A 10142-nucleotide genomic window follows, 5' to 3' on the forward strand; every position below is an offset into this window, starting at 1 on the left:
GACCGACACCGCCCACGCCCCGCGTCCCGAGCCGGGCGCCCTCGACGTGCTCGTGCTGTGCGCCTCGCGCCGCGCCGGCTCGCTCAACGGGCATCTGGCCGAGTTGGCCGCGCGCACCATCGAAGCCACCGGCCTCAAGACGCGGCAGGTCAACATCAAGGAGGTCGACACCCCCTCCTACGACGACGACTCCGAACACGCCGGGGGCCTGCCGCCCGGCGCCGAGGAGTTCGCCGAGTTGCTGCGCGCGGCCAACGCGCTGGTCATCGCCTCGCCGGAGTACAACGCGTCGATGCCTGGAATGCTCAAGAACCTGATCGACTGGGTCTCGCGATTGCGCCCGCAGCCGTTCAACGAGCTCCAGACGCTGCTGATGTCCGCCTCGCCGTCGATGTCGGGCGGCAACCGCGGCCTGTGGGCGCTGCGCGTGCCGCTGGAGCATCTCGGCGCCCGCGTCTACCCGGACATGTTCTCGCTCGCCCAGGCGCACACCGCGTTCGGCGCGGACGGGCGGATCGCCGACGCGACGCTGCAGGCCAGGTTCGAGGGCAACGTGCAGAACTTCGTGCAGCTGGCCGAGGCGGCGGTGCACTACCCGTGCGCGAAGAAGGCCTGGGTGGAGTTCCTCGGCGAGCGGGCCGAGTTCGAGGGCGCCGAGGAGCAGCTCGACCGGTGACGGACGCGGCGGCGTGCAGGTACGCAAGGCGCGGAAGGCGCGGTGCGCGCGAGGGCGCGAAAGCGGTGGCCGTGCGCACCCGCCGCCAGGGGTCTGGGACGGCGGGTGCGCACGGCCACCGCGTGTCGTACGAGGTCACAGGTGCTGGTGTTCGTCCCTGCGCACCCCGTGCTCGTCCATCCGCGGGTCGTCCATCCGCGGCTCGGAGTGGGACCCGGAGCGGCCCACCTCGGTGGCGGCGTTCGGCGTCCATTCGGGTGAAACCCGCCGCTCCTCGGCTCCCGTCGCCACGTGCTTGCGCCGCCTGGACGCCGCCACGACCGAGCCGAGCAGCATCAGCGCGCCGCCGGAGAACGCCAGTGGCGGACCGGCCCCGACGAGCGTGGCGTGCAGACCGGGCACGGTCTGCGCCTGCCGCAGGCCCCACAGATAGACCGCGGTGATCGTCACCAGTCCGGCCAGCGCCCACAGCCAGCGCCAGCCCACGATGACCCCGGCCAGCACCAGCACCGCGGCCACCGCCATCGGGATCAGGATCGAGCCGGCGGTGCTCGAGCTCTGCAGGGTCATCTGGTTGAACAGGTCCTGGATTCGGATGTCCGTGCCCTCGCGGCTCCCGTACCAGGTCAGGAACACGCTCCAGAACGCGATGATCGCGCCGCACACGGCGAGCAGCGCGCCCGTCATCCAGCGGGTCATCCTGAGCATCGACCTCATCGCTTTTCTCCCTTCGCGGGAACGGCCGCCGGGACCGGTCGGGCCCCGGCCCGCCGCCTCACCGGTTGGCGCCGAGCAGCCTGGCCACCTGCTGCTTGACCTGATCGATGTCGAAGCCCTGATGTTCCTTCGGCACCTCGCCCTCGGGCGTGAGTTGGTCCACGGCTCCCGGCAGCACCTTGGCCATGCCGTCGGCCGCCTCCTGCGGACTGACACCCGCCTGCGCGGCGAGCGCGTCCACCTGCTCCCGGCCGAGTGCGTCGCTCACCTGCTCGCCGCTGACCGGTGCGTTCTTCTCCTGCGGGGACACCCAGGACTTGACCTGGTCCCCGAGGCCGCCCTGCTTGAGCTTCTCGAGCAGGCCGCCGACGCCGCCCTGGGCGCTGACCATGCCCATCACGGCCGGAGCGAGCTTGGCGACGACGGCCCCGGCCTGGCCGGCCTGCCCGCCCTTGCCGCCGAGCAGCCCGCTGAGCATGGCCAGGAGGTCCGGCTGCCGTGGAGCGGCCGCTGCCTCCTGGCCAGCCTGGTCCGCCGGCGGCGGCTGAGCCTGCCGCTCCTGTTCGGCCTGGGTATCGCTCATCGGATCACTCCTTCGGTCTACCCCTCGTCCCAGCCTGCCTCAGCAGGACCGGACCGGCGACCCGGGAGCACGGAGCGGCTGCTCAGCCCAGTGGGTCGTCCTTGCGCCTGAGCCACTTCCACACGGTGAAGTTCACCGCGCCGAGCGGGATCGGCACGACGAAGGTGAGCGCGCGGGCGAGCAGGATGGCCGCGGCGATCCGGTCGGTGACCGCGGAGTTCTCGCCGGACCCGAGGTACTCGGTGAGCCCGACCTCGGTGATGCCCAGGCCGCCGGGGGTGATCGGGATCGTGGTCAGCAGCCGGATCAGCGCGTATCCGGCGAAGGACTTCTCCCAGGACACCTCGGCCGCGCTCACCCCGAGCGCGCGCAGGCAGGCCAGCTGCACCAGCCAGCCGGCCAGGTCGCTGGCCAGGGTCGAGATGCTGATCAGCCAGCCGCGGCTGGCCAGCAGGTGCGCGGCGCGGTGCTTGAAGTCGAGGAAGCCGCGCTCCACGTGCTGCGGCCCGGTGCGGTGGAAGAGCCCGGTCAGCCAGTCCATGAACCGCTGCGCCAGCCGCCCGAGCGCGGCCATGAACCCGTCGCTGTGCAGCGCCGCGATCACCGCGCCGAGCGCGGTGAGGAACACGGCCGTGCCGAGGACGGTGGCGAGCACGAGCGAGTGGTTGGCCGACCCGACCGCCGAGAGCGCGATCAGCGCGACCGCGGGCGTGCCGAACTTGGCGAACTGGCTCCACAGGCCGGACACCAGTGTGTAGAGGGTGAACTGCTCGCCGCTGAAGCCCCAGGCCGAGGCCATGTTCCAGCTCACGCCCAGCGCGATGGCCCCGCCCGCGGGCACGGTGTTGGCCACGGCGGTCGAGGACAGGTTCATCGCGGCCGCGCGCGGCAGGCTCAGGCCGGGCAGGCAGGTGGTGATGAACCACCAGTTCACCACCAGGTTGACCACGGTCACCCCGACCAGCGTCAGGATCCACGGCGCGGTCATCGAACTGACGTCGCGCCAGGCCGCGCCGTACGAGGCGATGCGCGGGAAGATGAACGCGAACACGGCCACGATCACCGCGACCGCGAGCGCCTGGGTCAGCCGGTGGCGCAGCCGCCTGCGACGCACCTGCTCGGTCTCCGGCCGTACCTCGCCCTCGGGGCCGCCGGGGCCGCCGGCCGGGGTGCCCGCATCCACGTCCGAGGACTCGCCGGCATCCGCGCGCCCGGCCGTAGGCCCGCCCGCGTCCGACTGCCCGGTCGAACGGCCGCCCTGGGGCCGGTCCTCCGCCATCTCCTGCGCCACAGCCGCGAGTCTATGGTCAGCCGAGGGCTGGGAGCATCCTCCTGCCGGATCATCCGTCCCACTCCGGGCGCGCCCTGGTTGCGCGCCCGGTGGGCACGGGTGACGATCTTGGGTGTGGCGACCTGGTTCAACGGTGGCGGATGGGGGACCCGCGAGGATTCGATACCCGGGGAGTGGGCCCTGCTCGTGCTGTGCATGGTCATGGCGGCCCTGCTCGGCATGGCGGTGTTCTGGTTCACGACGCTGCGGCACGAGCGCGCCGTACAGGCCCGCGCCCGGCGGCGGCCCGAGAGATCGACGGCGGCATTGACGGCCATGCCCGTGCTGGGGCCGGTCGCGGCGGCGGAGCCGGACGCGCAGGCAGCCGCGGAACCGGAGCCGGAGCCGGAAGCGGAAGCGCCGGTAGAGCCGGAGCCCGAGCCTGAGCCGTCGGAGCCGGAGCCGGAACCCGAGCCAGAGCCCGAGCCCGAGCCGGTCCTGGTCAACGCCGTGGCCGAGCCGGAAGCGGAGCCCCGGCACACCCCGGAGCACTCGCACCTCAAGACGCACCACATGGGCGCCCACCGGCTCACCGAAGCCATGCTCGACCGGGTCGAGCTCGAGCGCTCCCGCCGCAGGTCGGTGAAGTGGAAGGAACTCGCCGCGCTGGTCGGGCAGGAGTTCGGGGTGCACGTGCACCCGCGCACGATCGAGCGCGCGCTCAAGCGCCGCAGGGCCGCGGCGACGCCCGCCGCCGGGGTCCCCGCCGGACCCTCGTCCGAGTCCGCCGCCGAAGCCGCGTCCGACCCGGCCTCAGCCTGAGGCGGGCGGGTGCTCGCCGTCCGGGCGCCGCGGACCGCGGCGCAGGAACAGGACGAGCACGAACAGGTACACGGCGAAGGCCACGATCGCGCCGACCAGGGAAGCGCCGCGGAAGCCGGGCGCGAGCACGTCCATGGTGCGCTGGCCCGCGTGGGCGCCGCTGCCGTCGCCGGCGACCACACTGAGCGTGCACAGGTTCGGGAAGGCGAGCACCAGTGCCACGACGAACCAGGTCAGCCGCAGCTTCCAGCTGGTGTGCGGCCGCAGCGCGAGGGTGAGCACGGCCAGCGGGACCAGGGTGAAGGTGAAGCCCAGGCACAGCCCGAGCAGCGTTCCGGTGGTGATCCCGCCGTTCACCGCCCGGCCGATCTGCTGCGACCACCAGCGCGGGATGAACGCGCTGAGGATGAGGTACGCGATGATCAGCAGGGCCAGCGCGAGCGCGCTCAGCATGAGCGTGCGCTTCCAGTCCCGGCCCGGCTCCGGCACGGCGGCCGGGCGGCCGCCTTCGGGATCGGGGGAAGCCGGTTGCGCACCGGGCACGTCAGCCATGCCCACATCCTCGCCCGCCCGACGGCGTTGTGTCCGGCGACCCGCCCGACCGGGAACCCGGGAGGGCCCCCGGACGGTTGAACCTGACAGAAGGTCAGAATTTCGGGCACCAGGGGAGATGAAGGGGAGGCACCGGGCACGATGAGGCCGATGAATCTGGACGAGCGGCTGCGCGCGGTGACGCGGCGGCAGCTCGATCTGCTGGAGGAGCTGCAGCGGGCGCGGCGCGAGGTCGTCGACGTGCGGGGCCGGACCCGGATGAAGATCGCCGAGCTGCAGGAGCACGAGCGGCAGGCCGCCGCGCACTACGAGCAGGCGCTCGACGAGCAGGAGCCGGACGCGGAGGCGATCCGGGAGTGGCCGCAGCGGGCGCGCAGCCGGGTCGAGGAGCTCGAGGCGGCGGTGGCCGAGCTGGACGTGGCCGAGCGGAAGCTGGCCGAGCGCGTCGCCGGCGCCGAACTCGACCTCGAGGACTTCGAGGCGCTCGCGCCGCAGCTGGTGGCCCGGGTCGCGGCGGCGCGCACCGCCGGGGTCGGGCGGGAGGTGTTCGACACGCTCAACGACGCGATGAGGTATGTCGAGTACGCCCTCGACGCGGCCGGGTCCACCGATCCGAACGGGCCGGTCCGGCCGCCGGGGGTGGATCGACCTGGCGAAAAGGGCTGATCAGGGCCCGGAGCCTCAGGGCCCGGCCGCGCAGAGCCGGGCGAGCGTGGTGAGCGCGTGTTCGAGGACGCCCGGCGGCGGCGAGGCGAGGCCGATGCGTACGGCGCGGGGTGTGCTGCGCGGGTCGGCGGCGAAGGCGGAGCCGGGCGTGACGGCGATGCCCCGGCGTGCGGCCGCGGCGACGAAGGTCTCGGCCCGCCAGGGCTCGGGCAGCTCCCACCAGAACGAATACGAGCACGGATATGCGTGCGGACGCGGACCGTGGACGCGCGGCGCCGGGCCGAGCGGTGCGACGGGGTCGAGGCAGGCGCGGGCGAGGCGTTGGCGGGCCGCGGCGTCGGCGCGTTTGCCCGCGCGGATCCGCTCCACGGTGCCATCGCCCAGCCAGCGCACGGCGGCCTCGAGGGCGAACGCGCCGGGGAGTGCGGCTCCGGCGCGCACGGCCGTGGCGAGTTCGGCGCGCAGCGCGGGCGGGGCGATGAGGAAGCCCACGGACAGGCCCGGCGCGAGGCGCTTGGACAGACTGTCGATGCGCACGACCCGGTCCGGCGCGGCGGGGGCGAGCGCGGCGGCGTCGGGCGGGGCCAGGAAGGACCAGACGGCGTCCTCGACCGCGCACAGGTCCTGCTGACGCAGCACACTGACGAGCTCGTCGCGCCGCTCGGCGTCCATGCTCAGGCCCAGCGGGTTGTGCGAGCGGGGCTGGAGGTAGACGGCGCGCAGCGGCGTGGCGCGGTGGACGGCGGCCAGGGCCTCGGGGATGACGCCGCGTGCGTCCATCGGCAGCGCCACGAGCGTGACGCCGAGCTGTCGGGCCAGGCCTTTGATGCCGGGGTAGGTCAGCGCCTCGACGCCGAGCCGGCCGCCGCGGGGGACGAGTGCGGCCAGCGCGGCGGCCGCGGCCTGGCGTCCGTTGCCGGTGAACAGCACGGATTCCGGCGCGGGCGTCCAGCCCTCGTCCGCGGCGAGCGCGGCGAAGCGGGTGCGGGCTGCGGCCGTGCCCGCGACGCCGATCGGGCGCAGCGCGTCGTCGAGGGCGTCGGCGCGCAGCAGCGGACCCAGCGCCCCGGCCAGCAGCGCGGCCTGCTCGGGGATCACCGGGTAGTTGAGTTCGAGGTCGATCGGCGCGGGCGAGGGCTCGGCCAGGGCGGGACCCGCGGCGGCGGGCGCGGCCCGCACGAAGGTGCCGCGGCCGACCTCGCCCGTGGCCAGGCCGCGGCGCACCAGCTCCCGGTAGACCCGGGTGGCGGTGGACGGCGCGATGCCGCGGCCGCGCGCGTAGGCCCGCTGCGTCGGCAGCCGCTCCCCCGGACGCAGCGCGCCGGCCGCGATCCGGTCCGCGAACTCGTCGGCAAGACCCTGATAGTCCTGGTGCCCGGATCCGGGCATCGCCGCACCTCCCGCGCTCGCGCGCCGGATTGCACCGAGCGCAAAGTTCTTATTGCACCGAGCCTACCGCAGCCTCTAGCTTCGAGGCATGGACTTCTCCCTGAGCGCGGAACTCGGCATCGCCGCGGTGGCCTTCGGCATGGTGCTCACCCCCGGGCCGAACATGATCTACCTGGTCTCCCGCTCGATCACCCAGGGCCGCCGGGCCGGACTGATCTCGCTGCTCGGGGTGGCCACCGGCTTCCTGGTCTACCTGACCGCCGTCACCGCCGGCATCGCGGCCGTGTTCGAGATCGTGCCCGCGCTCTACCTCGCGCTGAAGCTGGCCGGCGCGGCCTACCTGCTGTGGCTGGCCTGGAAGGCGGTCAAGCCGGGCGGCACCGCCGTGTTCGCGCCGCGCGATCTCGCCCCCGACCGGCCGCGCAAGCTCTACGCAATGGGCTTCGCGACCTGCCTGCTCAACCCCAAGATCGCGGTGATGTACCTGTCGCTGCTCCCCCAGTTCGTCGACCCGGCCCGCGGCCACGTGGCCGAGCAGAGCTTCGCGCTCGGGCTGGCCCAGATCGCCGTCGCGCTCGCCGGCAACGCGGCGATAGCGATGAGCGCGGGCAGCATCGCCGGCTTCCTGGCGCGCAGGCCCGCCTGGCTGCGGGCGCAGCGCTACCTGATGGGGACGGTGCTGGCCGGACTCGCGCTGAAGATCGCCTTCGAGCGCGGCGCGGTCACCGCGGCTGCCTAGAGCCAGAGCGGGCGGCGGCCACGCTGACGCACCGTCATTTCGTGAGCTCGACGGCCCGTCAGTCCTTCGGCCGCAGGTCCTTGACCCGCTGCAGCTTGCCCGCCGAACGCTCGAGCGTGTCCGGGTCGACGATCTCCACGCCCACCGAGACGCCGACGCCGTCCTTGACCGCGTGGCCGATCGCCTCGGCCGCCGCCGTGCGCAGCGCCGGGTCGGCGGCCCGGTCCGGGCGCACCTCGGCGCGCACGGTCAGCCGGTCCATCCGCTCACGCCGGGTCAGGACCAGCTGGAAGTGCGGCGCGACGCCGGGGGTGCGCAGCACGATCTCCTCGATCTGACTGGGGAACACGTTCACCCCGCGCAGGATGATCATGTCGTCGCAGCGTCCGGTGACCTTCTCCATCCGCCGGAACGGGGCGCGCGCCGTGCCGGGCAGCAGCCGGGTCAGGTCCCTGGTCCGGTAGCGGATGACCGGCAGCGCCTCCTTGGTCAGCGAGGTGAAGAGCAGCTCGCCGCGTTCACCGGGCGCGAGCACCTCGTCCGTGACCGGGTCCACCACCTCGGGCAGGAAGTGGTCCTCCCACACGTGCAGCCCGTCCTTGGTCTCCACGCACTCCGCGGCCACGCCCGGGCCGATCACCTCGGACAGGCCGTAGATGTCCACGGCGTGGATCCCGGCCCGCTCCTCGATCTCGGTGCGCATCTGCTCGGTCCACGGCTCGGCGCCGAAGATGCCGACCCGCAGCGAGGTGGTGCGCGGGTCCACGCCCTGGCGCTCGAACTCGTCGAGCAGCGTGAGCATGTACGAGGGCGTCACCATGATGATCTCGGGCCGGAAGTCCACGATCAGCTGCACCTGACGCGCCGTCATGCCGCCCGAGACCGGGATGACGGTGCATCCGGCCCGCTCGGCCCCGTAGTGCGCGCCGAGCCCGCCGGTGAACAGGCCGTAGCCGTAGGAGACGTGCACCTTGTGCCCGGGCCGGCCGCCGGCCGCGCGGATCGAGCGGGCGACCACGTCGGCCCACATGGACAGGTCGTTCTCGGTGTAGCCGACGACGGTGGGCCGGCCGGTGGTGCCGGAGGAGGCGTGTACCCGACGCACCTGCTCCATCGGGACCGCGAACATCCCGTACGGATAGGTCTCGCGCAGGTCGGCCTTGCTGGTGAAGGGGAATTTCGCCAGGTCGGCGAGGCTGCGGCAGTCCTCAGGCGTCACGCCGGCCGCGTCGAACTTGCGGCGGTAGAGCTCGACGTGGTCGTAGGCGTGGCGCAGAGTCTGACGCAGCCGGGTCAGCTGCAGCGCGGCGAGTTCGTCGGCGGTGAGCCGCTCGCCCTCGTCGCGCAGGTCCGCCGGGAGGGGTGCACCGAGCCGCTCGCTCATCACGACTCCTTCGTCGCGTTCGTCGCGGTAGCCGCGTGGATCGAGTTCGCCGCGCGGTCGCCGTCGGCGGAGATGACGACGGGGGCACCGCCGCGCAGTACGCGGCTGCGTCCCCGGAATTCGGCGACCACCTCCTCGCCGCGCGAGACGCGCACATCGTAGATGCCGCTGCGCCCGTGCGTCAGGCGTTCCTCGGCGACCGCCACGAGTTCGTCGCCCACGTGCACCGGCGCGATGAAGGCGATGTCCGCGCCCGCCGCGACGGTGACCGGCCCGTGGCTGTTGCACGCGCAGGCGAAGGCGCTGTCGGCGAACAGGAAGATGTAGCCGCCGTGCGCGGTCCCGTGCCCGTTGGCCATCCGGTCGGTCACCCGCATGCCGAGGACGGCGCGGCCCGGGGTCAGTTCGAGCAGCGCGATGCCGAGCGCGCGCGAGGCCTCGTCGGCGGCGAACATCGCCTCGGCGGCCCGCGGGCCGTCGGGAGCGGACTGCGACACTGATCCCTCACTCCCTGCCAACCGAACGTTCGGTCAGCGAGCTCGGGACCACCTCACCAGTCCGGGCTCACCCTGTCAAGAGCCGCCCGCGCCGCCCGGTTCCCGCCGCTCAGTTCCCGCCGCCCTGCTCGGCCTCGTGCTCGGCCTCCCGCGCGGCGTCCTCGGCGTTGCGCGCGGCCTCCTCCTCCAACCGCCGCTGCTCGGCCGCCCCGGCACGCCTGGCCACCACCGCGTTGCGCTTGTTGATCACCGCGCCCGCGGTCACGGCCGTGCCGGCGAAGGCCGCCGCGGCCATCCACGGCCGGTCGAGCACGTGCCCGGTGGCGTGGTCGAGCGAGAGCCGTCCCGCCCCGGTCAGCCCGATGCCCACCGCCGCCGCCCCGAGCAGCGCCGGGAACTCGTACCCGCCGTGCTGGGTGAACAGGCCGCGGTCCCAGTGCACGGCCGTAGCCGCGGCCATCGCCCCCGCCGCCGCGGCGCCCGCGGCCGGGGCCGCGAGGCCCAGCGCGAGCAGCGCGCCGCCGCCCGCCTCGGCCCAGCCGGCCGCGACCGCGTTCTCCCGGCCCGGCTCGAAGCCCATGGTCTCCATCGCCGCCGCGGTGCCCTCGATCCCGTGGCCGCCGAACCAGCCGAAGAGCTTCTGCGCGCCGTGCGCCAGCAGGACCCCGCCGGCCGAAGCCCGGATCAGCAGCAGACCCACGTCCCGCCGACCCGCGCAGGGCGCGGACCCGTCACCGCGATACGCCCGTCCCATGCTTCCAGCCCTTCCCTCGCCCGGTGTTCCGGCGCACGGACGCACGCCACAACGCCATCGTCTCCTCGCGCGCTCCCCGCCCTCCACCAGGAC

General features: G+C 73.8%; 12 protein-coding genes. 4 read left to right on the forward strand and 8 right to left on the reverse strand.

Annotated elements, in window-relative coordinates; all coding sequences use genetic code 11:
* Positions 1-52 precede the first annotated feature (52 nt).
* Positions 53-676 (forward strand): NADPH-dependent FMN reductase, encoded by a 624-nt coding sequence (locus tag KDL01_RS34620; RefSeq protein WP_368861711.1) that lies wholly within the window; start codon positions 53-55, stop codon positions 674-676.
* A gap of 135 nt (positions 677-811) precedes the next feature.
* Here the strand turns inward: KDL01_RS34620 and KDL01_RS34625 are convergent, their stop codons facing one another.
* From KDL01_RS34625 to KDL01_RS34635, 3 genes are all read right to left on the reverse strand, one after another.
* On the reverse strand, positions 812-1393 hold the full coding sequence (locus KDL01_RS34625) for a hypothetical protein (RefSeq protein ID WP_212532914.1): 582 nt from the start codon (positions 1391-1393) through the stop codon (positions 812-814).
* Between the two features lie 58 nt (positions 1394-1451).
* On the reverse strand, positions 1452-1976 hold the full coding sequence (locus tag KDL01_RS34630; protein ID WP_212532915.1) for a YidB family protein: 525 nt from the start codon (positions 1974-1976) through the stop codon (positions 1452-1454).
* 82 nt (positions 1977-2058) lie between these two features.
* Positions 2059-3267, reverse strand: a complete 1209-nt coding sequence (locus KDL01_RS34635; protein ID WP_212532916.1) for a lysylphosphatidylglycerol synthase domain-containing protein — start codon at positions 3265-3267, stop codon at positions 2059-2061.
* Between the two features lie 114 nt (positions 3268-3381).
* On the opposite strand from KDL01_RS34635, the gene KDL01_RS34640 reads away from it, so the two are divergent.
* The gene (locus KDL01_RS34640) at positions 3382-4068 is read left to right on the forward strand and encodes a hypothetical protein (protein ID WP_212532917.1); all 687 of its coding nucleotides are present in this window, start codon (positions 3382-3384) and stop codon (positions 4066-4068) included.
* On the opposite strand, the gene KDL01_RS34645 is transcribed toward KDL01_RS34640, so the two are convergent.
* Positions 4060-4620 (reverse strand): hypothetical protein, encoded by a 561-nt coding sequence (locus tag KDL01_RS34645; RefSeq protein WP_212532918.1) that lies wholly within the window; start codon positions 4618-4620, stop codon positions 4060-4062. The genes KDL01_RS34640 and KDL01_RS34645 overlap by 9 nt on opposite strands.
* A 150-nt stretch (positions 4621-4770) precedes the next feature.
* On the opposite strand from KDL01_RS34645, the gene KDL01_RS34650 reads away from it, so the two are divergent.
* The gene (locus tag KDL01_RS34650; protein ID WP_212532919.1) at positions 4771-5286 is read left to right on the forward strand and encodes a hypothetical protein; all 516 of its coding nucleotides are present in this window, start codon (positions 4771-4773) and stop codon (positions 5284-5286) included.
* A gap of 15 nt (positions 5287-5301) precedes the next feature.
* Here KDL01_RS34650 and KDL01_RS34655 read toward each other — a convergent pair whose 3' ends face one another.
* Positions 5302-6675, reverse strand: a complete 1374-nt coding sequence (locus tag KDL01_RS34655; protein ID WP_212532920.1) for an aminotransferase-like domain-containing protein — start codon at positions 6673-6675, stop codon at positions 5302-5304.
* A gap of 88 nt (positions 6676-6763) precedes the next feature.
* Between KDL01_RS34655 and KDL01_RS34660 the strand changes: the two genes are divergently transcribed.
* Entirely contained in the window at positions 6764-7414 is a 651-nt protein-coding gene (locus KDL01_RS34660) for a LysE family translocator (protein ID WP_212532921.1), read from the forward strand.
* Positions 7415-7472: 58 nt separating this feature from the next.
* On the opposite strand, the gene paaK is transcribed toward KDL01_RS34660, so the two are convergent.
* The 3 genes from paaK to KDL01_RS34675 form a co-directional block, all read right to left on the reverse strand.
* Positions 7473-8798: a phenylacetate--CoA ligase PaaK gene (gene paaK / locus KDL01_RS34665; protein WP_212532922.1), complete on the reverse strand. Its 1326-nt coding sequence runs from the start codon at positions 8796-8798 to the stop codon at positions 7473-7475.
* Positions 8798-9253, reverse strand: coding sequence for a hydroxyphenylacetyl-CoA thioesterase PaaI (gene paaI, locus KDL01_RS34670; RefSeq protein ID WP_212532924.1), 456 nt, complete (start codon positions 9251-9253; stop codon positions 8798-8800). The genes paaK and paaI overlap by 1 nt, the downstream gene beginning before the upstream one ends.
* 151 nt (positions 9254-9404) lie before the next feature.
* Positions 9405-10049: a DoxX family protein gene (locus tag KDL01_RS34675; protein WP_212532923.1), complete on the reverse strand. Its 645-nt coding sequence runs from the start codon at positions 10047-10049 to the stop codon at positions 9405-9407.
* Between the last annotated feature and the right edge of the window lie 93 nt (positions 10050-10142).

The organism is Actinospica durhamensis, assembly GCF_018139695.1.
GTDB lineage: Bacteria > Actinomycetota > Actinomycetes > Streptomycetales > Catenulisporaceae > Actinospica > Actinospica durhamensis.

Bases quoted from the DNA above. Each gene is read 5' to 3' on its own strand.
- KDL01_RS34625 (WP_212532914.1), bottom strand. From the start codon at position 1,393: ATGAGGTCGATGCTCAGGATGACCCGCTGGATGACGGGCGCGCTGCTC.
- KDL01_RS34630 (WP_212532915.1), bottom strand. From the start codon at position 1,976: ATGAGCGATACCCAGGCCGAACAGGAGCGGCAGGCTCAGCCGCCGCCG.
- KDL01_RS34645 (WP_212532918.1), bottom strand. From the start codon at position 4,620: ATGGCTGACGTGCCCGGTGCGCAACCGGCTTCCCCCGATCCCGAAGGC.
- KDL01_RS34650 (WP_212532919.1), top strand. From the start codon at position 4,771: ATGAATCTGGACGAGCGGCTGCGCGCGGTGACGCGGCGGCAGCTCGAT.
- KDL01_RS34655 (WP_212532920.1), bottom strand. From the start codon at position 6,675: ATGCCCGGATCCGGGCACCAGGACTATCAGGGTCTTGCCGACGAGTTC.
- KDL01_RS34660 (WP_212532921.1), top strand. From the start codon at position 6,764: ATGGACTTCTCCCTGAGCGCGGAACTCGGCATCGCCGCGGTGGCCTTC.
- paaK (WP_212532922.1), bottom strand. From the start codon at position 8,798: ATGAGCGAGCGGCTCGGTGCACCCCTCCCGGCGGACCTGCGCGACGAG.
- paaI (WP_212532924.1), bottom strand. From the start codon at position 9,253: ATGTTCGCCGCCGACGAGGCCTCGCGCGCGCTCGGCATCGCGCTGCTC.
- KDL01_RS34675 (WP_212532923.1), bottom strand. From the start codon at position 10,049: ATGGGACGGGCGTATCGCGGTGACGGGTCCGCGCCCTGCGCGGGTCGG.